The organism is Enterobacter sp. UPMP701 (assembly GCF_053709515.1).
In genome coordinates this window covers 447552-472673 of the sequence record NZ_JBSKJN010000001.1, presented here as the reverse complement: position 1 = coordinate 472673, position 25122 = coordinate 447552, and the positions used below count along the sequence as shown (strand labels likewise).

General features: G+C 56.2%; 26 protein-coding genes and 1 other annotated feature. Of the genes, 10 read left to right on the top strand and 16 right to left on the bottom strand.

Annotated features, from left to right (window positions below):
• Positions 1 to 113: 113 nt before the first annotated feature.
• A complete protein-coding gene (gene ppsA, locus ACWKXT_RS02295; RefSeq protein ID WP_014883511.1) occupies positions 114 to 2492 on the bottom strand; it encodes a phosphoenolpyruvate synthase in 2379 nt (792 codons plus the stop codon).
• A 335-nt stretch (positions 2493 to 2827) separates the two neighbouring features.
• Between ppsA and ppsR the strand changes: the two genes are divergently transcribed.
• From ppsR to ACWKXT_RS02255, 8 genes are all read left to right on the top strand, one after another.
• Positions 2828 to 3661 (top strand): posphoenolpyruvate synthetase regulatory kinase/phosphorylase PpsR, encoded by an 834-nt coding sequence (ppsR, locus tag ACWKXT_RS02290; RefSeq protein WP_014883510.1) that lies wholly within the window; start codon positions 2828 to 2830, stop codon positions 3659 to 3661.
• A 152-nt stretch (positions 3662 to 3813) separates the two neighbouring features.
• Entirely contained in the window at positions 3814 to 4860 is a 1047-nt protein-coding gene (aroH, locus tag ACWKXT_RS02285) for a 3-deoxy-7-phosphoheptulonate synthase AroH (RefSeq protein ID WP_454527077.1), read from the top strand.
• Between the two features lie 165 nt (positions 4861 to 5025).
• Entirely contained in the window at positions 5026 to 5214 is a 189-nt protein-coding gene (hemP, locus tag ACWKXT_RS02280; protein ID WP_080327376.1) for a hemin uptake protein HemP, read from the top strand.
• A 72-nt stretch (positions 5215 to 5286) separates the two neighbouring features.
• Positions 5287 to 7269, top strand: a complete 1983-nt coding sequence (locus ACWKXT_RS02275; protein ID WP_454531551.1) for a TonB-dependent hemoglobin/transferrin/lactoferrin family receptor — start codon at positions 5287 to 5289, stop codon at positions 7267 to 7269.
• 23 nt (positions 7270 to 7292) lie between these two features.
• Positions 7293 to 8321 carry a hematinate-forming heme oxygenase ChuS gene (gene chuS, locus ACWKXT_RS02270; RefSeq protein ID WP_454531550.1) on the top strand — a complete coding sequence of 343 codons (1029 nt, stop codon included), beginning with the start codon at positions 7293 to 7295 and terminating at the stop codon, positions 8319 to 8321.
• Entirely contained in the window at positions 8318 to 9139 is an 822-nt protein-coding gene (locus ACWKXT_RS02265; protein ID WP_454527079.1) for a heme/hemin ABC transporter substrate-binding protein, read from the top strand. The genes chuS and ACWKXT_RS02265 overlap by 4 nt, the downstream gene beginning before the upstream one ends.
• Positions 9139 to 10131, top strand: coding sequence for a FecCD family ABC transporter permease (locus tag ACWKXT_RS02260; RefSeq protein ID WP_454531549.1), 993 nt, complete (start codon positions 9139 to 9141; stop codon positions 10129 to 10131). The genes ACWKXT_RS02265 and ACWKXT_RS02260 overlap by 1 nt, the downstream gene beginning before the upstream one ends.
• Positions 10124 to 10903: a heme ABC transporter ATP-binding protein gene (locus ACWKXT_RS02255; protein ID WP_454527081.1), complete on the top strand. Its 780-nt coding sequence runs from the start codon at positions 10124 to 10126 to the stop codon at positions 10901 to 10903. The genes ACWKXT_RS02260 and ACWKXT_RS02255 overlap by 8 nt, the downstream gene beginning before the upstream one ends.
• On the opposite strand, the gene selO is transcribed toward ACWKXT_RS02255, so the two are convergent.
• The 14 genes from selO to thrS form a co-directional block, all read right to left on the bottom strand.
• On the bottom strand, positions 10900 to 12342 hold the full coding sequence (gene selO, locus ACWKXT_RS02250) for a protein adenylyltransferase SelO (protein WP_454527082.1): 1443 nt from the start codon (positions 12340 to 12342) through the stop codon (positions 10900 to 10902). The genes ACWKXT_RS02255 and selO overlap by 4 nt on opposite strands.
• Positions 12343 to 12403: 61 nt before the next feature.
• Positions 12404 to 13120 carry an EAL domain-containing protein gene (locus ACWKXT_RS02245; protein WP_454527083.1) on the bottom strand — a complete coding sequence of 239 codons (717 nt, stop codon included), beginning with the start codon at positions 13118 to 13120 and terminating at the stop codon, positions 12404 to 12406.
• 293 nt (positions 13121 to 13413) lie between these two features.
• Positions 13414 to 13878: a C40 family peptidase gene (locus ACWKXT_RS02240; RefSeq protein WP_454527084.1), complete on the bottom strand. Its 465-nt coding sequence runs from the start codon at positions 13876 to 13878 to the stop codon at positions 13414 to 13416.
• Positions 13879 to 13952: 74 nt separating this feature from the next.
• Positions 13953 to 14708 (bottom strand): vitamin B12 ABC transporter ATP-binding protein BtuD, encoded by a 756-nt coding sequence (gene btuD, locus ACWKXT_RS02235; protein ID WP_454527085.1) that lies wholly within the window; start codon positions 14706 to 14708, stop codon positions 13953 to 13955.
• Positions 14708 to 15259, bottom strand: a complete 552-nt coding sequence (locus ACWKXT_RS02230) for a glutathione peroxidase (RefSeq protein ID WP_454531548.1) — start codon at positions 15257 to 15259, stop codon at positions 14708 to 14710. The genes btuD and ACWKXT_RS02230 overlap by 1 nt, the downstream gene beginning before the upstream one ends.
• Positions 15260 to 15293: 34 nt before the next feature.
• Positions 15294 to 16274 (bottom strand): vitamin B12 ABC transporter permease BtuC, encoded by a 981-nt coding sequence (btuC, locus tag ACWKXT_RS02225; RefSeq protein ID WP_454527087.1) that lies wholly within the window; start codon positions 16272 to 16274, stop codon positions 15294 to 15296.
• 102 nt (positions 16275 to 16376) lie between these two features.
• The gene (gene ihfA / locus ACWKXT_RS02220) at positions 16377 to 16676 is read right to left on the bottom strand and encodes an integration host factor subunit alpha (RefSeq protein WP_003857805.1); all 300 of its coding nucleotides are present in this window, start codon (positions 16674 to 16676) and stop codon (positions 16377 to 16379) included.
• A gap of 4 nt (positions 16677 to 16680) precedes the next feature.
• Positions 16681 to 19068: a phenylalanine--tRNA ligase subunit beta gene (gene pheT, locus ACWKXT_RS02215; protein WP_454531547.1), complete on the bottom strand. Its 2388-nt coding sequence runs from the start codon at positions 19066 to 19068 to the stop codon at positions 16681 to 16683.
• A 15-nt stretch (positions 19069 to 19083) separates the two neighbouring features.
• The gene (pheS, locus tag ACWKXT_RS02210) at positions 19084 to 20067 is read right to left on the bottom strand and encodes a phenylalanine--tRNA ligase subunit alpha (protein ID WP_020884406.1); all 984 of its coding nucleotides are present in this window, start codon (positions 20065 to 20067) and stop codon (positions 19084 to 19086) included.
• Between the two features lie 62 nt (positions 20068 to 20129).
• Positions 20130 to 20254 (bottom strand) — a sequence feature (Phe leader region).
• Positions 20205 to 20249, bottom strand: a complete 45-nt coding sequence (gene pheM / locus ACWKXT_RS02205) for a pheST operon leader peptide PheM (RefSeq protein WP_123912837.1) — start codon at positions 20247 to 20249, stop codon at positions 20205 to 20207. Its footprint overlaps the feature before it by 45 nt.
• Positions 20255 to 20371: 117 nt before the next feature.
• The gene (rplT, locus tag ACWKXT_RS02200; protein WP_000124850.1) at positions 20372 to 20728 is read right to left on the bottom strand and encodes a 50S ribosomal protein L20; all 357 of its coding nucleotides are present in this window, start codon (positions 20726 to 20728) and stop codon (positions 20372 to 20374) included.
• Positions 20729 to 20778: 50 nt separating this feature from the next.
• Positions 20779 to 20976 (bottom strand): 50S ribosomal protein L35, encoded by a 198-nt coding sequence (gene rpmI, locus ACWKXT_RS02195; RefSeq protein WP_003030583.1) that lies wholly within the window; start codon positions 20974 to 20976, stop codon positions 20779 to 20781.
• Positions 20977 to 21073: 97 nt separating this feature from the next.
• Positions 21074 to 21616: a translation initiation factor IF-3 gene (infC, locus tag ACWKXT_RS02190; protein WP_023616141.1), complete on the bottom strand. Its 543-nt coding sequence runs from the start codon at positions 21614 to 21616 to the stop codon at positions 21074 to 21076.
• Between the two features lie 3 nt (positions 21617 to 21619).
• On the bottom strand, positions 21620 to 23548 hold the full coding sequence (gene thrS, locus ACWKXT_RS02185) for a threonine--tRNA ligase (RefSeq protein ID WP_454531546.1): 1929 nt from the start codon (positions 23546 to 23548) through the stop codon (positions 21620 to 21622).
• 323 nt (positions 23549 to 23871) lie between these two features.
• Between thrS and yncL the strand changes: the two genes are divergently transcribed.
• Both yncL and yniD read left to right on the top strand, forming a co-directional pair.
• Positions 23872 to 23964, top strand: coding sequence for a stress response membrane protein YncL (yncL, locus tag ACWKXT_RS02180; RefSeq protein ID WP_080327389.1), 93 nt, complete (start codon positions 23872 to 23874; stop codon positions 23962 to 23964).
• Between the two features lie 100 nt (positions 23965 to 24064).
• Complete coding sequence (yniD, locus tag ACWKXT_RS02175) at positions 24065 to 24172, top strand: small membrane protein YniD (protein WP_003857815.1); 108 nt, start codon at positions 24065 to 24067, stop codon at positions 24170 to 24172.
• A gap of 151 nt (positions 24173 to 24323) precedes the next feature.
• Here the strand turns inward: yniD and ACWKXT_RS02170 are convergent, their stop codons facing one another.
• Positions 24324 to 25082 (bottom strand): DUF481 domain-containing protein, encoded by a 759-nt coding sequence (locus ACWKXT_RS02170; protein WP_080327390.1) that lies wholly within the window; start codon positions 25080 to 25082, stop codon positions 24324 to 24326.
• Positions 25083 to 25122: the final 40 nt, after the last annotated feature.

Sequence of the window (25122 nt, the reverse complement as noted above, 5' to 3'; positions counted from 1 at the left end):
AACAGACAAATTATGATATTTGGTTTTTTACTTTATTTGTGATGGCGAGCAAATAAGAGAGGAAATAAAAAAGGCGAGGAATAATATCCTCGCCTTTTCCGATCAGGATGGTGTTACTTGTTCAGTTCCGCCAGGCTCAGCCAGGTTTGCACCACGGTGTCCGGGTTCAGGGACAGGCTATCGATCCCCTCTTCCATCAGCCAGGCGGCAAAGTCTTCATGGTCGGACGGTCCCTGACCGCAAATCCCGACGTATTTACCCTGCTTCTTCGCCGCGCGAATGGACATGGAGAGCAGCGCTTTCACCGCCTCGTTACGCTCGTCGAACAGCTCGGAAACCACGCCGGAGTCGCGGTCCAGGCCCAGCGTCAACTGCGTCATGTCGTTCGAACCGATAGAGAAGCCGTCGAAGTGCTCCAGGAACTGCTCGGCCAGCAGGGCGTTAGACGGGATCTCGCACATCATGATGATCTTCAGCCCGTTTTCGCCGCGCTTCAGACCCTGGCGCGCCAGTTCGTCCACCACCGCTTTCGCCTGATCCACGGTACGCACGAACGGGATCATGATTTCGACGTTGGTCAGCCCCATGTCGTTGCGCACGCGTTTCACCGCCTCACACTCCAGCGCGAAGCAGTCGCGGAAGCTGTCGGACACGTAACGTCCGGCCCCGCGGAAGCCCAGCATCGGGTTCTCTTCTTCCGGCTCGTAGCGCTCGCCGCCTACCAGGTTGGCGTATTCGTTAGACTTAAAGTCAGACAGACGCACGATCACGCGTTTCGGGTAGAATGCAGCGCCGAGCGTCGCGATCCCTTCGGTCAGACGGCCAACGTAGAACTCTTTCGGCGAGTCGTAGCCTTTCATCATCTCGCGGATTTCGTTCTGCAGCTTCGCGTCCTGGTCGTCAAACTCCAGCAGCGCGCGCGGGTGAACGCCGATCATGCGGTTGATGATGAATTCCAGACGCGCCAGGCCAACGCCTTCGTTCGGCAGGCAGGCGAAGTCAAACGCGCGGTCCGGGTTACCGACGTTCATCATGATCTTCAGCGGCAGGTCCGGCATGGTATCGACGCTGGAGCTCTTGACGCTGAAGTCGAGGATGTCGGCGTAGACGTAGCCGGTGTCACCTTCGGCACAGGAGACGGTCACGTTCTGTCCGTCCTTCATGCGCTCGGTGGCATCACCGCAGCCAACGACCGCAGGAATCCCCAGCTCGCGCGCGATGATCGCCGCGTGGCAGGTACGGCCACCGCGGTTGGTGACGATAGCGGCCGCTTTCTTCATGATCGGTTCCCAGTCTGGGTCGGTCATGTCGGTCACCAGCACGTCACCTGGCTCAATACGGTTCATCTCGCTGATGTCGTGGATCACTTTGACCGGACCGGCACCGATGCGGTGACCGATCGCGCGGCCTTCCGCCACGATTTTGCCCTGCGCGTGCAGCGTATAACGCTCCATCACCTGACCGCGAGAGCGAACGGTTTCCGGGCGCGCCTGAACGATAAACAGCTTGCCGGTGTTCCCGTCTTTCGCCCATTCGATATCCATCGGACGACCATAGTGTTTTTCAATCTGCACCGCCTGCTTCGCCAGCTCCTGCACTTCGGCGTCGGTCAGGGAGAAGCGGTCGCGCTGCTCCTGCGGCACATCTTCAATCTTAACCTGCTTGCCATGCTCCTGGGTCGGAGCATAGATCATGCGAATTTTTTTCGAGCCCATGGTGCGGCGCACTACCGCCGGACGGCCAGCGGCCAGCGTAGGCTTGTGGACGTAGAATTCGTCAGGGTTCACCGCGCCCTGCACCACCATCTCACCCAGACCCCACGCGGAGGTGATAAACACCACCTGGTCAAAGCCAGATTCGGTATCAATGGAGAACATCACGCCGGAGGAGCCCACGTCGGAGCGCACCATGCGCTGCACGCCCGCGGAGAGCGCCACGCCGCGATGGTCGTAGCCCTGGTGCACGCGGTAGGAGATGGCGCGGTCGTTGAACAGGGAAGCAAACACGTGCTTCACCGCCACCAGCACGGCATCGTAGCCCTGAACGTTCAGGAAGGTTTCCTGCTGCCCGGCAAACGAGGCGTCCGGCATGTCTTCTGCGGTCGCGGAAGAACGTACGGCAAAGGAGGCCTGCGCGTCGTCAGCGGAGAGCTGGTTGTACGCGTCGTGAATGGCTTTTTCCAGTTCCGGCTGGAAAGGTGTGTCGATGATCCACTGGCGGATCTGCGCCCCGGCTTTGGCAAGCTCGGTGACGTCATCAATATCCGTTTTATCCAGCAGGTCGTAAATGCGCTGGTTTACACCGCTCTGGTCTAAAAACAGGTTAAACGCATCGGCGGTCGTGGCAAACCCGTTTGGTACGGAAACACCCATACCGGACAGATTTGTAATCATTTCACCCAGGGAGGCATTTTTGCCCCCAACTCTGTCTACATCATTCATGCCGAGTTGGTTATACCAAAGCACCAGCGGTGACGAGCCATTGTTGGACATCGAAACAATCCTTTTGTGATATTTGATCGGAGTAAGTAACACCTGACTACGTATTTATACTGGCATATTTATTTGCGCTAAAAAAACGGTGAATCGTGTAAGCAATTTAAATTTTCAACTTTTCGGATAGTTTCCCACCAGCCAATAACCCGATGATTCCTCTATATTCAGCCAGAAACCCCAAAAATAAAGTCGCTATTTGAAAAATGAAATCCACTTTTCAGGAAAATCAAAAACAGCGTTTCATTGATAATTAGGATAAGTTCTTTGCTGTCTAATTTACTTTTTTAATTTATGCTTTCAGACAATTACGTATGATATTCAGGGTGGGTAAAATGGATAATGCTGTCGATCGTCACGTTTTTTATATTTCTGATGGTACGGCGATCACCGCCGAGGTGCTGGGACACGCGGTGATGTCGCAATTCCCCGTTTCGATTAACAGCATCACGCTGCCGTTTGTGGAAAATGAGAGCCGCGCCAAAGCGGTGAAGGACCAGATTGACGCTATCTACCAGCAGACCGGCGTGCGTCCGCTGGTGTTCTACTCCATCGTTATTCCCGAAATTCGCCATATCATTCTGCAAAGTGAGGGTTTCTGCCAGGATATCGTGCAGGCGCTGGTGGCCCCACTCCAGAGCGAGTTGAAACTCGACCCGACGCCTATCGCCCACCGTACTCACGGGCTGAACCCCGGTAACCTGACCAAGTACGACGCGCGTATCGCCGCCATTGACTACACCCTGGCGCATGACGACGGGATCTCGCTGCGCAATCTCGACCAGGCGCAGGTGATTTTGCTTGGCGTGTCGCGCTGCGGCAAAACCCCGACCAGCCTCTATCTGGCGATGCAGTTTGGCATCCGTGCCGCCAACTACCCCTTTATTGCCGACGATATGGATAACCTGGTGCTGCCCGCTGCGCTCAAGCCGCTACAGCACAAGCTGTTTGGCCTGACGATTAACCCGGAACGCCTGGCGGCGATCCGTGAAGAGCGCCGCGAGAACAGCCGCTACGCCTCGATGCGCCAGTGCCGTATGGAGGTTTCCGAAGTGGAAGCGCTGTACCGCAAAAACCAGATCCCGTGGCTGAACAGCACTAACTATTCGGTAGAAGAGATCGCCACCAAAATTCTCGACATCATGGGTCTTAACCGTCGCATGTACTAACAAGCTAGTACATTAACTCAGATTAGGGTATCATCACCCACAACCACGGGGCGGTTTAGCCCCGAACTTGAAATCAGCAGGGATTGGTTTAATGTGATGCCCATCACTTCCCGGTAGTCTGCCGATGAAGCAAAAATTTTCTGAGACAAGTCATGAATAAAACCGATGAACTCCGCACTGCGCGCATAGACAGCCTGGTCACGCCGGCTGAACTGGCCGAGCGGCACCCCGTTTCCGCCGCGGTCGCGGAACATGTGACGGCCTCCCGCCGCCGCATTGAAAAAATCCTCAATGGTGAAGACAAGCGTCTTCTGGTAGTGATTGGGCCCTGCTCCATCCACGATCTGGGTGCAGCGATGGATTATGCACAACGGCTTCAGGGGCTGCGGGATAAGTACCAGCATCGCCTTGAGATTGTGATGCGCACCTATTTTGAAAAACCGCGTACCGTGGTGGGCTGGAAGGGGCTGATTTCCGACCCCGATCTCAACGGCAGCTACCGCGTGAACCACGGCATCGAGCTGGCGCGCAAGCTGCTGTTGCAGGTCAACGAGCTGGGCGTGCCGACAGCGACCGAGTTTCTCGATATGGTGACCGGGCAGTTTATCGCCGATCTCATCAGCTGGGGGGCGATTGGCGCGCGTACTACCGAAAGCCAGATCCACCGCGAGATGGCTTCGGCCCTCTCCTGTCCGGTCGGCTTTAAAAACGGGACCGACGGTAACACGCGGATTGCGGTCGATGCGATCCGCGCCTCGCGTGCCAGCCATATGTTCCTCTCGCCGGACAAGAGCGGTCATATGACCATCTACCAGACCAGCGGTAACCCTTACGGGCATATCATTATGCGCGGCGGGAAGAAACCCAATTACCACGCCGAAGATATTGCTGCCGCCTGCGAAACGCTGGCCGAATTCGACCTCCCGGAACATCTGGTGGTGGATTTCAGCCACGGTAACTGCCAGAAGCAGCATCGCCGCCAGCTGGACGTCTGCGATGAGATCTGCCAACAGATCCGCAGCGGATCGACCGCCGTTGCGGGGATTATGGCGGAAAGCTTTATCAAAGAAGGCACGCAGAAAATCGTTGCCGGACAGCAGATGGTGTACGGCCAGTCGATTACTGACCCGTGCCTGAGCTGGGAAGACAGCGAGCTGCTGCTGGAGAAGCTGGCGTCTGCGGTAGACAGTCGATTTTAAATCCTTTGCCGGGTGGCGCTGCGCTTACCCGGCCTACGGTTCGTGCCCTTCTCCCTCCCCCGAAATTTGATCCCGTCACACAATTTTCACAAAAATGCTTGCCGTGAATTTGCAGTTTATTGATAATGATTATCATTGTTACATTGATTGTTATTTATAAACATAATGTCACCTACGGATAACAGCGCGGCAACGCCAGCAAAAAAACACACAGCACCGTCCCCTGCCCCTGGCGATCGTCGTATCGACAGCAAAACCCTGCTGGGTGACGAGGGCCGGGTGATTATCGAGCATGACGGCCAGCACTACCTGCTGCGCCAGACCCATGCCGGAAAATTGATTCTCACAAAATAAACTCAACCCTTCGCCAGCCACCCAGGTGACACCCAGGCAGCCAGCGCTTTCGATTCTTGATGGAGAGTTGCTATGCCACACCTGCATTCCGCACGTTTACGCCCGTCACTTCTGGCGCTGGCGATTGTCAGCACCCTGCCGGGCGTCGCGTTTGCTGCCGCAGATGAAATCACCGTCACCGCCACAGGCAACGCCCGTAGCGCCTTTGAAGCCCCGATGATGGTGAGCGTGATTGACGCCGCCGCCCCGGAAAAACAGACCGCCAGCTCTGCCGCCGACCTGCTGCGCAACGTGCCCGGCCTGACGCTGGACGGCACAGGTCGCACCAACGGCCAGGACGTCAATCTGCGCGGTTACGATCGCCGCGGCGTACTGGTGCTGGTTGACGGCGTACGTCAGGGTACCGACACCGGACATCTCAACAGCACGTTCCTCGATCCGGCGCTGATCAAACGGATTGAAGTGGTGCGCGGTCCGTCTGCCCTGCTCTACGGCAGCGGCGCGCTGGGTGGCGTCATTTCCTATGACACCGTCGACGCCAACGATCTGCTGGAAGCGGGCAAAAACAGCGGCTACCGCGTGTTTGGAACCGGAGCGACGGGCGACCACAGCATCGGGATGGGAGCCAGCGCCTATGGCCGCACCGATACCCTGGACGGGCTCGTGTCATGGTCCAGCCGCGATCGCGGCGACATCCGCCAGAGTAACGGCGCGACGGCACCAAACGACGAATCCATTAATAACATGCTGGCAAAAGGCAGCTGGAAACTCGACCCGGCTCAGACGCTGAGCGGCGCCCTGCGCTATTACAACAACGCCGCGCAGGAGCCGAAAAACCCGCAAACCACCGACGCCAACAGCAGCAACCCAATGACCGACCGCTCCACCATCCAGCGTGACGCGCAGCTTGGCTACCGCATTGCTCCCGAAGAGAACGACTGGCTGAACGCCGAGGCAAAAGTCTACTGGTCCGAAGCACGCATTAACGCCCAGAATATCGACAACACCGGCGAGTTCCGCAAACAGACAACCAAAGGCGGCAAGGTGGAAAACCGTACCCGCCTGTTCAGCGACTCCTTTGCCTCTCACCTTCTGACTTACGGCGGAGAATATTATCGTCAGGAGCAGCGTCCGGGCGGTACCACCACCGGCTTCCCGGAGGCGAAAATCGACTTCAGCTCCGGCTGGCTGCAGGATGAGATCACCCTGCGCAATCTGCCGGTGACCCTGCTGGGCGGCACGCGCTATGACAACTACCGCGGCAGCAGCGAGGGCTACAACGATGTGGATGCCGATAAGTGGTCATCCCGCGCCGGGTTAACCGTCAGCCCAACCGACTGGCTGATGCTGTTCGGCTCTTACGCACAGGCCTTCCGCGCGCCGACCATGGGCGAAATGTATAACGATGCCAAACACTTCTCCATCGGCCGTTTTTACACTAACTACTGGGTGCCTAACCCGAACCTGCGCCCGGAAACCAACGAAACGCAGGAGTTTGGTTTCGGCCTGCGCTTTGACGATCTGGTGCTCGCCAACGACGCGCTGGAGTTCAAGGCCAGCTATTTCGATACCAAAGCCAAAGACTACATCTCTACTACCGTCAATTTTGCCGCAGCGACCACCATGTCGTACAACGTTCCCGACGCCAAAATCTGGGGCTGGGACGTGATGGCGAAATATTCGGCTGACCTGTTTAACCTCGACGTGGCCTATAACCGCACGCGCGGGAAAGACACCGACACGGGCGAGTATATCTCCAGCATTAACCCGGACACCGTCACCAGCAGGCTGGACATTCCGGTAGCGCAAAGCGGTTTCTCTGTGGGCTGGATCGGCACCTTTGCCGATCGTTCAACCCACGTCAGCAGCAGCTACAGCAAACAGCCGGGCTATGCGGTCAATGATTTCTACGTCAGCTACAAAGGCCAGGAGCAGCTTAAAGGCGTCACCACCACGCTGGTGCTGGGCAACGCCTTTGACAAAGCGTACTGGTCACCGCAGGGCATTCCGCAGGACGGCCGTAACGGTAAGATTTTCGTGAGTTATCAGTGGTAACGCATATTGAGAAGGAAGAGACAATGAATCACTACACACGCTGGCTTGAGTTAAAAGAAGACAATCCGGGCAAATACGCGCGTGACATCGCAGGGTTAATGAATATCAGCGAGGCGGAACTGACCTTTGCGCGCGTGGGCCATGACGCCTGGCGACTGCGCGGCGAAATCCGCGACATCCTGGGCGCACTGGAAGCCGTGGGGGAAACCAAATGCATCTGCCGCAACGAATATGCCGTTCACGAGCAGGTTGGCAGCTTCACCAACCAGCATCTTAAAGGCCATGCCGGGCTGGTGCTGAACCCTCGCGCGCTGGATCTGCGACTGTTCCTCAACCAGTGGGCGAGCGCGTTTCACATCAGCGAAACCACTACCCGCGGCGAGCGGCAGAGCATTCAGTTCTTCGATCGTCATGGCGATGCGTTACTGAAAGTCTACACCACGGATAACACCGACCTCGCCGCCTGGGGCGACGTGCTGACCCGCTTTATCTTTGCCGATAACCCCCCGCTTGAGCTGAAGGCTGCCGATGCGCCCGTTCACGCGGAAAACGCGGATGCCGCTCTGGTGGACAAAGAGTGGCGCGCCATGACCGACGTACACCAGTTCTTCAGCCTGCTGAAGCGCCACAACCTCAGCCGCCAGCAGGCGTTTCGCCTGGTGGGCGACGACCTCGCCTGTAAAGTCGAGAACAACGCGCTGGCACAGCTGCTGGAAACCGCGCGTCAGGACGGGAACGAAATCATGGTTTTCGTGGGCAACCGCGGCTGCGTGCAGATTTTCACCGGCGCGGTGGAAAAAGTCGTGCCGATGAAAGGCTGGCTGAACATCTTCAACCCTGCCTTTACCCTGCATCTGCTTGAGGAGACGATCGCAGAGAGTTGGGTGACACGTAAGCCCACGGCTGATGGCCACGTCACCAGCCTTGAGCTGTTTGCCGCCGACGGCACGCAAATCGCCCAGCTTTACGGCCAGCGTAGCGAAGGCGAGCCGGAGCAGAGCCAGTGGCGCAGCCAGATTGACGCCCTGACGCCAAAAGGGCTGGCCGCATGAAAACGTGGTTAGCCCTGCTGAGCGCTCTGCCTCTGATAGCCTTTGCCGCCGTACAGGAGAAAATTGTCACCCTCGGCGGCGACGTGACGGAGATTGTCTATGCGCTTGGCGCGCAGTCTTCACTGGTTGCGCGCGACAGCACCAGCCAGTGGCCGCAGGCGGCAAACGATCTGCCTGACGTGGGATATTTGCGTCAGCTAAACGCCGAAGGCATTTTGTCCATGCGCCCCACGCTGGTGCTGGCGAGCGCCCAGGCGCAGCCGTCGCTGGCGCTAGAGCAGGTTGCACAAAGTCACGTCAGGGTGGTTACCGTTCCCGGCCGCAACGATCTGAGCGTCATTGAGGAAAAGGTTCGCGTGATTGCCGACGCCACGCACCGTGGAGCCGAGGGGGAAGCCCTGCGCAACACGCTGCGTCAGGCGCTGGCGGCCCTGCCCTCAGCGCCCCTGCACAAACGGGTGCTGTTCATCCTCAACCACGGAGGAATGACCGCAATGGCCGCCGGACAGCAGACCGGCGCAGACGCCGCCATCCGTGCCGCCGGGCTACAGAACGCCATGCAGGGATTCACCCGCTATCAGCCGCTGTCGCAGGAGGGCGTAATTGCCAGCCAGCCCGATCTGGTGGTGATTTCGCAGGACGGCATGAACGCGCTGGGCGGCGAGGAAAATCTGTGGAAGCTGCCCGGTCTGGCGCAAACTCCGGCGGGACGGAACAGGCAGGTGCTGGCGATTGATGATATGGCGCTGCTGGGCTTCAGCGTACGAACCCCGGAAGCCATCCAGCAGCTGCGTACCAAAGCGGAGCAATTGCCCTGATGTCCCGGCGGATCACCCTGTCGCTATGGATGCTGACCGCGATCCTGAGCATCATGACGCTCGCGGCAACCGGGTTTGGGGCACTACACCTGCCGTTCAGCCTGCTGTGGAGCGGCAGTGACGAGGCGCTGCGTCAGATCTGGCTTACCATTCGCCTGCCCCGCGTGCTGCTGGCGCTGGTGATTGGCGGATCGCTGGCGCTGGCGGGGGGTGTGATGCAGGGGCTGTTCCGCAACCCGCTGGCGGACCCGGGTTTACTGGGGATCAGCAGCGGCGCGGCGCTGGCGGTGGCGCTTTGGGTGGTCATGCCAATCGCGTTACCTGCCCTGATGATGCTTTATGCGCCGATGCTTGCGGCGTTCCTCGGCGCGCTGGCCGCAACCGTTATGATCTTCCTGCTCAGCCAGCAGCGTAACAGTTCCCTGTCCCGCCTGTTGCTGGTGGGGATCGCCATTAACGCCCTGTGCGGCGCGGCCGTCGGCGTGCTCTCCTGGCTCAGCAATGATGCCCAGCTTCGTCAGCTTTCACTCTGGGGGATGGGCAGTCTCGGCCAGGCACAGTGGTCCACCCTGCTTGCGGTGACGTCGCTGATGGTGCCTGCGGTTCTGGCTATCTGGCGGCTGGCCGGGCCGCTCAACCTGCTGCAGCTGGGCGAAGAAGAGGCGCACTACCTCGGGGTGGATGTTGCCACGGTGCAGCGGATCCTGCTGCTGTGCAGTGCCCTGCTGGTCGCCGCAGCGGTGGCCGTTAGCGGCGTGATCGGCTTCGTTGGCCTTGTGGTACCGCACCTGATGCGCATGTGGCTGGGAGCCGACCACCGGGCCGTTGTCCCCGGCTCGGTGCTGGCCGGTGCGCTGCTGTTGCTGGTTGCCGATACGCTGGCGCGCACGCTGGCCGCCCCGGCGGAAGTCCCCGTCGGCTTGCTGACCAGCCTTCTCGGCGCGCCGTGGTTCCTGTGGCTTGTCTTTCGTCGCGGAGGTGCGCATGGCTGAGCGCTATTGTGCAGAGAACATTTTCTTTCACGCCGGACAACGGACGCTGATCGACGACGTTTCGCTTATCCTGTCTCAGGGTGAGCTGGTCGCGCTGATTGGCCCCAATGGTGCCGGAAAATCGACATTATTGCGGCTGCTTACCGGCTATCTCAAACCGGCAAGCGGGCGGTGCACTCTGGCAGGTACGCCACTTGCGGTCTGGCCGCCGAATACCCTCGCCCGCTACCGGGCGGTGATGCGCCAGAGCACCCAGCCGGGGTTCGACTGGCCGGTGGAAGCGGTGGTCGGAATGGGTCGTGCCCCGTGGACACGCGTTCCTGAAGCGTCAGTGGTTGAGGAGGTCATGGCAATTACCGGCTGTTTACCGCTGGCGGGCAGGCAGTACGCGGCGCTTTCCGGTGGCGAGCAGCAGCGGATCCAGCTCGCCCGCGCGCTGGCCCAGCTCTGGTGCGACGGCGCTCCGCGCGGCTGGCTGTTCCTTGATGAACCCACCTCCGCGCTGGATCTCTACCACCAGCAGCATCTGCTGCGCCTGCTGAAATCCCTGACCCGCCGGGGTCATCTCCACGTCTGCGTGGTACTGCACGATCTCAATCTGGCGTCACTGTGGGCGGATCGTATCCTGCTGCTGCATAACGGCAGGCTGGTCTCCCGGGGCGCACCGGAAGACGTGTTGCAGGCCGGGGAGGTAGCGCGCTGGTACGGCGCGCAGGTGCTCGTCGGCAGCCATCCGGCTCACCCCGTGCCGCACGTGTTTCTCGCGCCCTAGCTTGAGCAGCTGACCTCCAGCCGCTTGCCCCAGTCCGGCGGGCGGCTGACGTAGTCATCGTCCCTGTCGGCAAACGGCGTGCGCAGCGCCAGGTGCAGGCGGTGCAACTCGTCGTACTCCCCCCGCTCTGCCTGCTCAATCGCCCGCTGCGCCAGCCAGTTGCGCAACACCATCGCCGGGTTCGTCGCGTTCATCTGCGTCTGCCGCGCGGCGTCGTCTACCTGCTCCTGCTGCAGCCGCGAGCGGTAACCTGCAAACCAGTCGTCAAACGCCTGGCGGTCGATAAACTCATCGCGCAGCGGAGAGGCGGCACTGTGCTGCTCCGTCTTGCCCAGCATCCGGAAAGTGCGGGTATAGTCGCTTCCCTCACGCGCCATCAGTGCAAACAGGCCGTTGAGGATGTCATTGTCGCCCTTCTCCTGAGTCGTCAGCCCCAGCTTATTGCGCATCAGCGTGCCGTATTCCCGCAGCAAAATATCCTGATAACTGTCGAGCGCATCATTCAGAGCATCAACATCGATAAAAGGCGACAACGTTTGCGCAAGACGCTGCAGGTTCCAAAGCCCAACCGCGGGCTGATTGTCAAAGCTGTAACGCCCCTGATAATCGGAGTGATTGCAGATATACCCAGGCTGATAATCATCGAGGAAACCAAATGGGCCGTAATCAAAGGTCAGGCCGAGGATCGACATGTTGTCCGTGTTCATTACGCCATGAGCAAAGCCTACCGTTTGCCAGCGCGCAATCATCGTGGCGGTACGGGAAACTACATCACGGAACCAGAGAACGTATTTATCCGTCTCATCCTGCAGGTGCGCCCAGTGGTGGCGAATGGCGAAGTCCGCAAGCTGGCGAACCTTGTCCGGCTCGCGGCGATAGTAAAAGTGCTCAAAATGGCCAAAGCGCAGATGGCTTTGCGCAATGCGCATCAGCATTGCCCCTTTTTCTACCGTTTCGCGTGCAACCGGCGTGTCGCTGGTGACGATCGACAGCGCGCGGGTAGTGGGAATGCCCAGGGCATGCATCGCTTCGGATGCCAGGCTCTCACGAATCGTTGAACGGAGCACCGCGCGCCCGTCCCCCATGCGTGAATAAGGGGTAAGACCCGCGCCTTTCAGATGCCAGTCAACCGTTTCCCCGTTGGGAAGCTGCTGTTCGCCGAGCAGGATCCCCCTGCCGTCGCCCAGCTGTCCCGCCCAGACGCCAAACTGGTGTCCGCTGTAGACCTGAGCCAGGGGCTGCATACCGTCGAGAAGCGTTTCACCACCCCAGACGCCAGCGCTCTCTGAACGCTGAAACAGGTCGGGCGGAATGGACAGTTCTTCGGCCAGCAAATCGTTATGCCAGATAAGGCGTGAATTTTGTAACGGTGTAGGTTTGAGTGCGGTGTAAAAGCCAGGCAACTCGTCATGCCAGTGAGCAGTAAAAGACAGGGTCATAAGTCCTCCTGCTTTTAGTGTAGAGGGTTTACCCGGACTTAAACACGGGCGAAAGGCAGGGTTATCGCTGCTGAACCAGCGTGGTGACGTGTTCCGCAGAGACGGCAGGCCAGAGCCCGCCCTGCATGGCACCAAAATTGAAGGACAGGACGCGCTGCAGCAGACCGTGATCGTCGATACCGGAGACGATCACAGACTGACAGTGCGGCGTTATTTGCCAGAGGATAGCGCGCATAAAAGGCTCAAAAGAGAGCTCCGAGGCGCGCTGCTGGATGAATCCTTTATCAAGAATGACCCTTTTAAATAATCCATCATAAACCGCTTTGAGCGATGCGGCGCCTGCACCAAAGTTTGCCAGGACCAGCGGGAAATGGATTGCCATTCTCGCCAGTTGCAGATCGTCCTTTCCGTTATTTAAACCTGGATAGTTCTCATTAACAGTAAACTCGAGAAATGGATAACGCTCAAGGATTGAAACAGCGTTCCCATTACTTAATAAAAACTCAACTATTGCAGGTGTAATATTGATCCATGCAATTAACTGATGCTGAATAAAAAACAGTTTGCAGGTATCAAGCAATTGCAGTTTTTCGTTAAACAGCGCTAACTCTTCATCCGCTGAAAGCCGCGGGATAACGAGCTCAGTGGGGATCCTCACATCGGTACCGACGCCAGTAAAGTTAACCAGTATTTCTAAACCTTTTAGCTCGCCGGCGCTATTACGGGCAGGCAGGAGCATCAGTTCAGACTGGTAAGCATTATCTAGCGTAATAATCATTGCACTCGCCCCGCATTAAAGATGAGAGAGGACATCCTGGAGCAATTGCTGACACAATTCCACTGTCTTGATTTTAATAAGTTTAATTTCATTAGTTCCGTATTAATTTTCAGATTTATCCCTGAATCTAAAATAATCTTATCCTGGTTACCGAATAATAGCCAGTTTTAGATAAAACAGACACATAAGGACGTTGCAAATTTTTAGGTAAATTTAACTTTAATCAGCTTAAATGAGAAAAAACGGCATGATTTAATAGTTACCATGCCGACATAAAAGACGTGTACGGCAGACTAAATACGTCGTGCCTGCCAGAAATTTTTACGCCAGTACACATTATCAAGTGAAGATCGCATCACCCCCCGACTTGTTGAGGCATGAATAAACTGGTTGTCCGTATCATAAATGCCAACATGAAGGCCGCTTTCGCCCGAGCCGGTTTTAAAAAACACCAGGTCTCCGGGCAGCAGATCGTCTTTATCAATTTCAGTGCCGATTTCTGCCTGCTTACGCGTTTCTCGCGGCAGCTGTAAATCGAACTTATCGCGAAACGTCATCAGGACAAAGCCTGAACAGTCCACACCGCCGCGGCTCATGCCGCCATAGCGATAAGGCGTGCCGCGCCAGTTGCTCAGCTGATCGTTAAGGCTGGCAATGACGGTGATAGAATCTGAAAGCCGTGGGTTGGGCGGCGGTGCACGATGGCTGCTGCATCCCGCAAGAAAGAGTGTCGCAGCCAGGAGAAACCAGAATCGCATTTTCAGACGAATCCTCTGCTTTTATTGTTCTTTCGGTAATTTAGCGTGCAATCGTGCTAACAGGCAAGAAACGGTTACTCTTGTCCGGTCGAAATCAGCATCTTATGTCCCTCTATATCGAGCCTGCGGAACGCCATATTGTAGGCGCGGGCAAGATTCGGCGGCGTAAGAACCTGCTCCCGCGTACCGCTGGCAATCATCCTGCCGTGCGACAACAGCCACACCCGATGGGCGTGACGCAACGTATGGTTCAGGTCATGGCTGCTCATGACCACGGCAATGCCAGCCCGGCTCAGCGCGCTTAACAGGCTATCCAGCGCCGCCTGCTGAGCGACATCCAGACCGCTCATCGGTTCATCAAGCAACAGCATTCGCCCGTGAGGATTGCCTGCGGGGTGGATCTGCAGAACAACCGCCGCCAGACGCACCCGCTGCCATTCCCCCCCGGAAAGCTGGCTGGCGTGCCGGGACAGCTTATCGTCCAGCCCTAACGCCGCAGCCACTTCTGTAAGCAGCGCCGTATTCTGTTTGTCGTGCAGGTGCAGCATCAGATAATGCCAGACCGGCATCGCAAAGGGGGGGACCTGCTGCTGAACAAGATAGCTGCGCCGGTGGGCCAGCGAGGCGGGTGACCAGTCAGCAAGGTTATGCCCAAGCAGGACAATCTGCCCTTCCCCGGTCGTCAGGCCCGCCATGCGGGCCAGCAGCGTACTTTTTCCTGCACCGTTGGGCCCCACCAGATGCAGGATTTCTCCCGCATCGATGGCGCAGGTAATCGGCTCCAGACGCCCCTTCTCGGCGACGTCCGTGAGCTGCATCAGGAGTGACATTATTTCGCCAGCGCCAGCTTGATAGACTCCATAACAATCGGATCTTCAGGAGTCATATCCGGGGAAAAACGCTGAACGACCTGGCCGTCGCGGCCAATCAGGAATTTTTCAAAGTTCCACAAAATGTCGTCCGGATAAAGCGGCGCGCGGGCTTTGCTGGCCATACGTTCGTAAAAACCGCTTCCTTCTGGCGCAACGGCCTTCGGCGCGGCAGCAATCAGCTTCGCGTACAGCGGGTGGCGAGCTTCGCCGTTAACATCAATTTTGCTGAACATCGGGAACGTCACGCCATAGGTGGTGCTGCAGAAGGTTTTGATCTCTTCTTCGCTGCCCGGCTCCTGGCCCAGGAACTGGTTGCACGGGAAGCCCAGCACGGTAAAACCGTCTTTCTCCCAGGCTTTTTGAATGTTCTCCAGCTGTTCGTACTGCGGCGTCAGGCCACATTTAGAGGCCACGTTTACGATGAGCAGCACGTTGCCTTTGTAGCCTTCCAGCGTGGTGTTATCGCCATCAATGGTGGTCACTTCAGTATTCAGGATGTCTGACTGCATAGCATTCCCTCAGGTTGTCTTACGGCTAGTTGATTTAACGTCCAGCTTTTAATAGTAGCCAGATAAATACCGGCGCGCCCAGCGTGGCGGTCACCACGCCAATGGGCAACTCTGCGGCAGTCAGGGCGAGCCGGGCGATGATATCGGCCACCAGCAGCGTAACCGCCCCGGCAACGGCCGAAGCCGGAAGTAAGGTTCGGTGGTCTGTAAAACCGCACAGGCGCAGCATATGCGGGATAACCAGCCCGATAAAGCCAATCGCCCCCGCCAGGGCCACGCTCACGCCCACCAGCCAGCCAATGGCAATCACCAGCACATTACGCCAGAACCCAATCGGCATGCCGAGCTGACGGGCTGAGATTTCCCCCAGCGCGAGCATGTTCAGCGGCTGCGCCTGCAGGGCTGTCCATAAGATGACGGGAACCAGAAGTGCCATCAGCCAGCCCTGGTGCCAGTCAACGCCGCCAAAGCCCCCCATCATCCAGTACATCAGCTGGCGCAGGTCAAAGGAGGTCGAGAAATAGACCGCCCAGGTCATCAGGGCGCTACAGATGATCCCCAGCGCCACCCCAGCCAGCAGCAGCCGGCTGGTTGATAAATGCCGTCTGGCGAAACGCAGGAGGATCAGGGTGATCAGCAGTGCGCCGAGAATAGCGCTCAGGCTAATTCCCCATCCGGAGAGCTCTCCCCCGCCCAGCATCACCGCCGCAATCAGCCCTACGCCTGCACCGTTCGAGACCCCGAGAAGCCCGGGCTCCGCCAGCGGATTTTCAAACAGCGCCTGCATAATGGCACCCGACAGCGCCAGCGCGGCGCCGACCAGGATCACCGCGACAGTGCGCGGCAGACGAATCTGCCAGACAAAAAGCTGCCCGTCGGGGCCCAGCCAGCTTTCAGGCCCGATCCAGCTATCGCCCGCGCAGAGGCTTACGCCTGCGGCGAGAATGAGCAGCAGCGCCAGCAAAAGCAGGCGACGCCGATCGGAACGGTACTGACGATGGGCATAATCAAGCATGTGTACGGTTTATTAGCGAGTGATGTAATTGATTTTACGGCGGGTTTGCCGGAGAGCGCAAAGAAAAAAGGCCGCGTGGGCGGCCTTTTTAGTTAGTTCATATTACTCTGCTTTGGGCGTTGCGTTTTCGACACGGCTTTTTAACTTCTGACCGGGTCTGAAGGTCACCACGCGGCGGGCTGTAATGGGAATATCTTCCCCCGTCTTCGGGTTACGGCCCGGACGTTGGTTTTTGTCTCGCAAATCAAAATTGCCAAAACCGGAGAGTTTAACCTGCTCACCATTTTCCAGAGCACGACGGATCTCTTCGAAAAACAGCTCTACCAGCTCTTTGGCATCCCGTTTGCTAAGCCCAAGCTTATCAAACAGATATTCTGACATTTCAGCTTTTGTAAGCGCCATAGGTTCAATCCCTCAATGATGCCTGGAATCGCTCTTTTAATGCCTCTACACATTTGGCGACGGTAGCGGCAATCTCCTCTTCTTCGAGTGTACGGCTGGTATCCTGAAGGATCAGGCTAATAGCGAGGCTCTTGAAACCTTCTGCTACGCCCTTGCCGCGGTACACGTCAAATAAGTTTACGCCAACTACCTGATTTACGCCAACTTTCTTACATTCGGCCAAAATATCTGCTGCGGGCACATTTTCAGCCACCACAACCGCGATATCACGGCGGTTTGCCGGGAAGCGTGAGACGTCCTGCGCCTGTGGGATCACACGGTCTGCGACCGGGCTCCACTCCAGCTCGAACACGATGGTACGGCCGTTCAGGTCCAGTTTGCGCTCCAGCTCAGGGTGCACAACACCAATGAAACCAACGCGTTTGCCGTCCAGATAGATGGCCGCGCTCTGGCCCGGGTGCAGGGCTGGAATCGCTTCTGCGCGGAATTCAATTTCAGATAATTTACCGGTCAGATCCAGAATCGCTTCCAGATCGCCCTTCATATCGTAGAAATCAACCGTGCCTTTTGCCAGGTCCCAGTGCTCTTCATAGCGGTTACCGCTGATGGCGCCAGCCAGCATGAGATCCTGACGGATGCCTAAATTTGCCTGATTATCTGGTACAAAGCGCAAACCACTTTCGAAAATTCGCACGCGGTTTTGCTGGCGATTCTGGTTATAAACGATAGTGCCCAACAGACCCGTCCACAGAGAAAGACGCATCGCGGACATTTCGCTGGAGATTGGGCTTGGCAGGATCAGCGCTTCCTGACCCGGGTGGATCAGCTGCTGCAGCTTAGGATCCACGAAGCTGTAGGTGATCACTTCCTGGTAGCCTTTGTCGTTCAGCATGGTTTTCACACGCTTCAGGGACAGATCGGCTTCACGGTGGGAGCCCATCACCAGTCCCGCCTGGACAGGCTCGTCAGGGATGTTGTTGTAGCCGTAAACGCGGGCCACTTCTTCCACCAGATCTTCTTCGATCTCCATGTCGAAACGCCAGGATGGCGCAACGGCCTTCCACTCGTCCTGGCCTTCGGTCACTTCGCAGCCCAGACGCGTGAGGATGTCGGTCACCTGCGCATCGGCAACGTGGTGGCCAATCAGGCGATCCAGCTTGCTGCGGCGCAGGGTAATGGTTGCGCGTTTCGGCAGCGTGGCTTCGTTGGTAACGTCAATAACCGGACCGGCTTCACCGCCACAGATGTCGATCAGCAGGCGGGTTGCACGCTCCATCGCTTTATACTGCAGCGCCGGATCAACACCACGCTCATAGCGGTGAGACGCATCGGTGTGCAGGCCGTGACGGCGTGCGCGACCGGTGATGGAGAGCGGGCTGAAGAACGCGCATTCCAGCAGGACGTTTTGCGTTTCGTCGTTGACGCCAGAGTGCTCGCCACCGAAGATCCCGCCCATCGCCAGCGCTTTGTTGTGGTCGGCAATCACCAGGGTGTCGGCGTTCAGCTTCGCTTCGCTGCCGTCCAGCAGAACCAGGGTTTCGCCCTCTTTCGCCATGCGCACAACGATGCCGCCGTCGATACGATCTTTATCGAACGCGTGCATTGGCTGGCCCAGCTCCAGCAGAACGTAGTTGGTGACGTCAACCACGGCGTCGATAGAGCGGATACCGCAGCGGCGCAGCTTCTCTTTCATCCACAGCGGGGTTGGCGCTTTAACGTTGATGCCTTTCACCACGCGGCCGAGATAGCGCGGGCACGCGTCAGCAGCGTCAACCTGAATCGGCAGCACGTCAGTGATGGTCGCTTCAACCGGCGCAATCTCCGGCGCGTTCAGTTCGGTCCGGTTCAGCACGGCCACGTCGCGGGCCACGCCAATGATGCCTAAGCAGTCGGCGCGGTTTGGCGTGACGCTGATTTCGATGGTGTTGTCATCAAGCTTCAGGTATTCGCGGATATCGGTACCGACTGGCGCATCCAGCGGCAGCTCAATGATGCCGTTGTGATCGTCGGAAATACCCAGCTCGGAGAAGGAGCACAGCATACCTTCAGACGGCTCGCCGCGCAGCTTAGCCGCTTTGATTTTGAAGTCACCCGGCAGCACGGCACCGACGGTCGCCACGGCCACCTTCAGGCCCTGACGGCAGTTCGGCGCACCGCAGACGATGTCCAGCAGACGATCGCCGCCAACGTTCACTTTTGTCACGCGCAGTTTGTCGGCGTTAGGGTGCTGGCCACACTCCACCACTTCGCCAACCACGACGCCGTTAAAGGCACCGGAAACCGGCTCAACGCCGTCAACTTCCAGACCCGCCATGGTGATCTGGTTGGAAAGCGCTTCGCTGTCCAGCGTGGTGTTCACCCACTCGCGTAACCACAGTTCACTGAATTTCATTGTTCTGTCCTGCCCTTATTTAAACTGTTTGAGGAAACGCAGATCGTTTTCGAAGAACGCACGTAAGTCGGTTACGCCGTAGCGCAGCATGGTCAGACGCTCCATGCCCATACCGAAGGCAAATCCGGAGTACACTTCCGGATCGATACCCACGTTGCGCAGCACGTTTGGATGCACCATGCCGCAGCCCAGCACTTCCAGCCATTTGCCGTTTTTGCCCATCACGTCAACTTCCGCAGACGGTTCAGTGAACGGGAAGTAGGACGGACGGAAACGAACCTGCAGATCTTCCTCAAAGAAGTTGTTCAGGAAATCGTGCAGCGTGCCTTTCAGGTTGGTGAAGCTGATGTTTTTATCAACAATCAGACCTTCCATCTGGTGGAACATTGGGGTGTGGGTCTGATCGTAGTCGTTACGATACACACGGCCCGGCGCGATGATGCGGATCGGCGGCTCCTGCTCCTTCATGGTCCGGATCTGAACGCCGGAGGTCTGGGTACGCAGCAGACGCGTCGCGTCAAACCAGAAAGTGTCGTGGTCAGCGCGTGCCGGATGATGGCCAGGAATGTTCAGGGCATCGAAGTTGTGGTAGTCATCTTCGATTTCCGGGCCAGTCGCCACGGTAAAGCCGAGCTCACCGAAGAAACTTTCAATGCGGTCGATAGTACGAGTAACCGGATGCAGACCGCCGTTTTCGATACGGCGACCCGGCAGAGAAACGTCGATCGTTTCCGCCGCCAGACGCGCGTTCAGTACCGCGCTTTCCAGCTCGGCCTTACGTGCGTTCAGCGCCTGCTGCACCTGCTCTTTGGCTTCGTTAATCACCGCACCCGCTGCCGGGCGTTCTTCTGGCGGCAGTTCACGCAGGGTTGTCATTTGAAGGGTCAGGTGCCCTTTCTTCCCAAGATATTCGACGCGGACATTGTCTAACGCGGCAACATCTGAGGCCTGATTAATGGCGGCTGTTGCACTGGCAACCAGCTCTGCGAGATGTGACATGATTTTCCTCATTATGTCGGTGCAGACACCGATTTGGTGGAGTTATTCTCTCAAATTCAGGCACAAAAAAAGCCTCCATCGGGAGGCTTATCTGGCGCTGTTTTTCGTTTCATCTTTCACGCGCTAGCCTCCTGGTATCAGGTGCTAAAGTAAAAGAAGAAGCGGAAAATAGCAGCATGCATGCTTGCGTTACCTTGTGTGGTAAAAACCGTTAAGACCTTATTGAAAAGCCTGCACGGATAAATGTCAATCTTCTGATGGCGTTAAATGAAAAGAGGGAGCCAGGCCCCCTCTCTCAACTGGCTTATGCCAGTGCTGCTTTCGCTTTTTCGACCAGAGCGGTGAACGCTACTTTGTCGAATACTGCGATGTCAGCCAGGATCTTACGGTCGATTTCAACAGAGGCTTTTTTCAGGCCGTTGATGAATTTGCTGTAAGAAATACCGTTCTGACGTGCTGCTGCGTTGATACGCGCAATCCACAGTTGACGGAACTGACGCTTACGCTGACGACGGTCACGGTAAGCGTACTGACCTGCTTTGATAACAGCCTGGAAGGCAACGCGGTATACGCGTGAACGCGCACCGTAGTAGCCTTTAGCTTGTTTCAAAATTTTCTTGTGACGTGCACGTGCAATTACACCACGTTTTACGCGAGCCATATGTGCTCTCCTGTATCTATATTCTTAGTAAAAAATTAAACGTTAACGGCTTATGCGTACGGCAGGCACGCGATAACCAGACCCAGATCGCCTTTAGAAACGAGGCCTTTTGGACGCAGGTGACGTTTACGCTTAGTAGATTTTTTGGTCAGAATATGACGCAGGTTTGCGTGCTTACGCTTAAATCCACCACCACCGGTTTTTTTGAAGCGCTTAGCAGCACCGCGTACGGTCTTAATTTTTGGCATCTTAATAACTTCCACTTCGCATTGTTAAATAAACGAAACATAGGCGAACAAAACCTATGAAACCCGAAGGCTCCACAGATTTTGCTGCTTGAAGGCCTTACTGTTTCTTCTTAGGAGCGAGCACCATGATCATCTGGCGGCCTTCGATCTTCGTAGGGAAGGATTCGACTACTGCCAGTTCACTCAGATCGTCACGGACGCGGTTAAGCACTTCCATACCAATCTGTTGGTGGGCCATCTCACGACCGCGGAAACGCAGTGTGATCTTGGCCTTATCGCCATCTTCCAGAAAGCGAATCAGGCTGCGGAGTTTTACCTGATAATCGCCATCGTCGGTACCAGGACGGAATTTGATTTCCTTAACCTGGATAACTTTTTGCTTCTTCTTCTGTTCCTTAGAAGACTTACTCTTTTCATAAAGGAACTTGCCGTAGTCCATGATACGACAAACTGGCGGTTCGGCGTTAGGGCTGATTTCAACTAAATCTACTCCAGCTTCTTCAGCCTTTTCGATCGCTTCTCTCAGACTCACAATCCCCAGCTGCTCGCCTTCCAGACCTGTTAAGCGAACTTCCTGGGCGCGAATCTCGCCATTGATACGATTCGGACGTGCCGTTTGAACTCGTTTTCCGCCTTTAATACCTTATTCCTCCAGTTGTTGAAGACTGCGGCTGCGAATCTCTTGTTGCAGCTTCTCAATCACTTCACTTACGTCCAGGCTGCCCAGGTCTTTACCACGGCGGGTGCGAACGGCAACTTTGCCTGCTTCCACCTCTTTATCACCACAGACCAACATATATGGGACACGACGTAAAGTGTGCTCGCGGATTTTAAAGCCAATCTTCTCATTTCTCAAGTCTGCTTTTACGCGAATGCCCGCATTTTGTAGTTTCTGCGTCAATTCTTTAACGTAATCCGCCTGAGAATCGGTAATGTTCATGACCACGACCTGCACTGGCGCAAGCCAGGTTGGGAAGAAGCCCGCGAACTCTTCGGTCAGGATGCCGATGAAGCGCTCCAGAGAACCGAGAATAGCACGGTGAATCATTACAGGGACCTGACGCTCGTTGTCTTCGCCAACATAAGAGGCGCTTAAACGCTGCGGCAGGGAGAAGTCCAGCTGTACAGTACCGCACTGCCATGCGCGATCGAGACAGTCATACAGGGTAAATTCAATTTTCGGACCGTAGAATGCGCCCTCGCCCAGCTGGTATTCGAACGGAATGCCGTTCTCTTCCAGCGCCACGGCGAGATCCGCCTCTGCGCGATCCCAGGTCTCATCGCTACCGATACGTTTTTCCGGACGCGTTGAAAGTTTGACGACGATCTTCTCGAAGCCAAAGGTGCTGTACATATCGTAGACCATACGAATACAGGCGTTAACTTCATCACGAACCTGATCTTCAGTACAGAAGATATGCGCATCATCCTGAGTAAAGCCACGAACGCGCATCAGACCGTGCAGCGCACCTGATGGCTCGTTACGGTGGCAGCTACCGAACTCCGCCATACGCAGCGGCAGGTCGCGGTAGGATTTCAGACCCTGATTGAAGATCTGAACGTGGCCCGGACAGTTCATTGGCTTGATGCAGTATTCACGGTTCTCAGACGAGGTAGTGAACATCGCATCTTTGTAGTTGTCCCAGTGGCCTGTTTTTTCCCACAGCACACGGTCCATCATGAACGGGCCTTTCACTTCCTGGTACTGGTACTCTTTCAGCTTGGAGCGCACGAAAGTTTCCAGTTCACGGAAGATAGTCCAGCCGTCGTTATGCCAGAACACCATACCCGGTGCTTCTTCCTGCATGTGATACAGGTCGAGCTGCTTACCGATTTTACGGTGGTCACGCTTAGCGGCCTCTTCCAGGCGCTGCAGGTACGCGTTCAGGGCTTTCTTATCCGCCCACGCGGTACCATAGATACGCTGCAACATCTTGTTGTTGCTGTCGCCACGCCAGTAGGCGCCTGCGATCTTCATCAGTTTGAAATGATGACAGAAGCGCATGTTCGGCACGTGCGGTCCACGGCACATGTCGACGTATTCTTCGTGATGGTACAAGCCTGGCTTGTCATCATGAGCGATGTTTTCATCGAGAATAGAGACTTTATAGCTCTCGCCACGCTTGACGAAGGTTTCACGCGCTTCGTGCCAGCTGACTTTCTTCTTGATGACGTCATAGTTGGTTTCGGCGAGCTCGTGCATACGTTTTTCGAGCGCGTCGATATCTTCCTGGGTCAGGGTGTGGTCAAGGTCAACGTCATAGTAAAAGCCGTTGTCGATAACCGGACCGATCGCCATTTTGGTGTTTGGCCACAGCTGCTTGATGGCATGACCCAACAGGTGCGCGCAGGAGTGACGAATGATCTCCAGACCTTCTTCGTCTTTCGCGGTGATGATTGCAAGCGTCGCATCGTTTTCAATCAGATCGGACGCATCAACCAGCGCACCGTTCACACGGCCGGCGATGGTCGCTTTCGCGAGGCCAGGACCAATGTCCAGGGCAACATCCATTGGGCTAACAGCGTGGTCGAAATGGCGTTGGCTGCCATCAGGAAGAGTAATTACAGGCATTTTATATCCTTATTTGCAGTGATGCCCCACACATAAGAGCATATACAAAGAAAATAATCGTGATTTGACAAGAGATTACGAGACCATCTGACCAACAATCGTCAAATTGGTTCGTCATCATTGACCTGCCGAAAAATCAGACAACGTCGGATTTACGGCAAGCCTTGCAATGTTAACACTAACAAAAGGGAGAATGCACCCTCTGCGGGCAGATTGATCCGCTGGCGCTTTCACGGCAATTATCGGGCTGCATCTCACGGCGCTCGCATTTCAGTTATGCGGAGCTATCCTTGTACAGGTTGTTAAACCCAAAGGTACATACCATGAACGTATCCCCAAGAACGGTTGTGATATTGAACATCCTTTCCGCTACCGGTTTATTGTTAATTCTCGCCGACCGATTCCACTGGTTCTGAGCTGAACGCCAGGGTGGCATAACCCGATCGATCCCCCGAGATGGGGCATTTTTTTGCCCTGTTTGGTAGACTAAGCGCATCAACGAACAAGGATCAGGTTATGCCAACAAAACGATTTGCCGTAAAACACTGGAAAATGGTGGTGGTGCTTATTGCCATCTGCGGCGCGATGCTGTTGCTGCGTTGGGCGGCGATGATTTGGGGCTAAACGCAACATTGCAGTCCAGAAAATAAACGCCGTTTCGAGAGATGTAAATTTATTGGCGCGCTTTAGCCATAATAAAGAAATACGGTGTGTTAAGGGATGTAGAAGATACGAGATTAAAAAACGGGCCAATATTATTATCGGCCCGCGCGTATTACATTTTATAACCTAATGAAATCGTGGTTCTGCGATCGGTATGATCGGGTGCACTGGCCGGTGGTGACGAGTTCCAGGTCACGTTGTAGGCCACTTTCAATCCGAAATGTTCGTTAATAGCCACGTTCAGCGCGCTCTCAGAGTTCAGCGTCGTATCCTCGGCACCAAACACAGAAACACCCTGAGTAAATTTGGTGTTGTCGGTCATCTGCCACGCGTAAGTGCCCGATGCATAACCCAGCGGCTGGGTTTCATCTTCGCCATTGGTGTACTCGTCATAGCGCACACCAGGACCGAATTCAAAACGGAAGCTGTGTACCGGACCATTCAGGAACTGACGACCATAACCGGCGGTGAACACATCGCGCTGGCGATAGCCGTTATAACGGTCCGTTAACCAGCTTGCCTGACCAAAGATGTAGTCATAATCAGTCATGTTGTAACGGCTACGCCCACCTACCGCATATTTCTCGGAAGAACGTTCATCATTCGCGGATGTGTTGCTGGCATTTCCCCACAGGGACCAGGCGGTGGTATTGCCGTACCAGGTCAACGTACTGTCCGCCGTCAGAGAAGAGCTTTTCGTGTTACCGGATTGCGCCAGGTATCCGGCATTCAGGTTACCTTCAAACGGTTTTTTCGCGGAGGAAGGATCGTCCATGACAGTAAAAACGGTGTCATCGGCGGTTGCATTCAGTGACGCAAATACGCCACCCGCCAGCATCAGTGCTGCGGGTACTGTCTTCAAAAGCTTCATTTTATTTAAGGAGTCCGTACAACAAAAAAAGAGACCACCA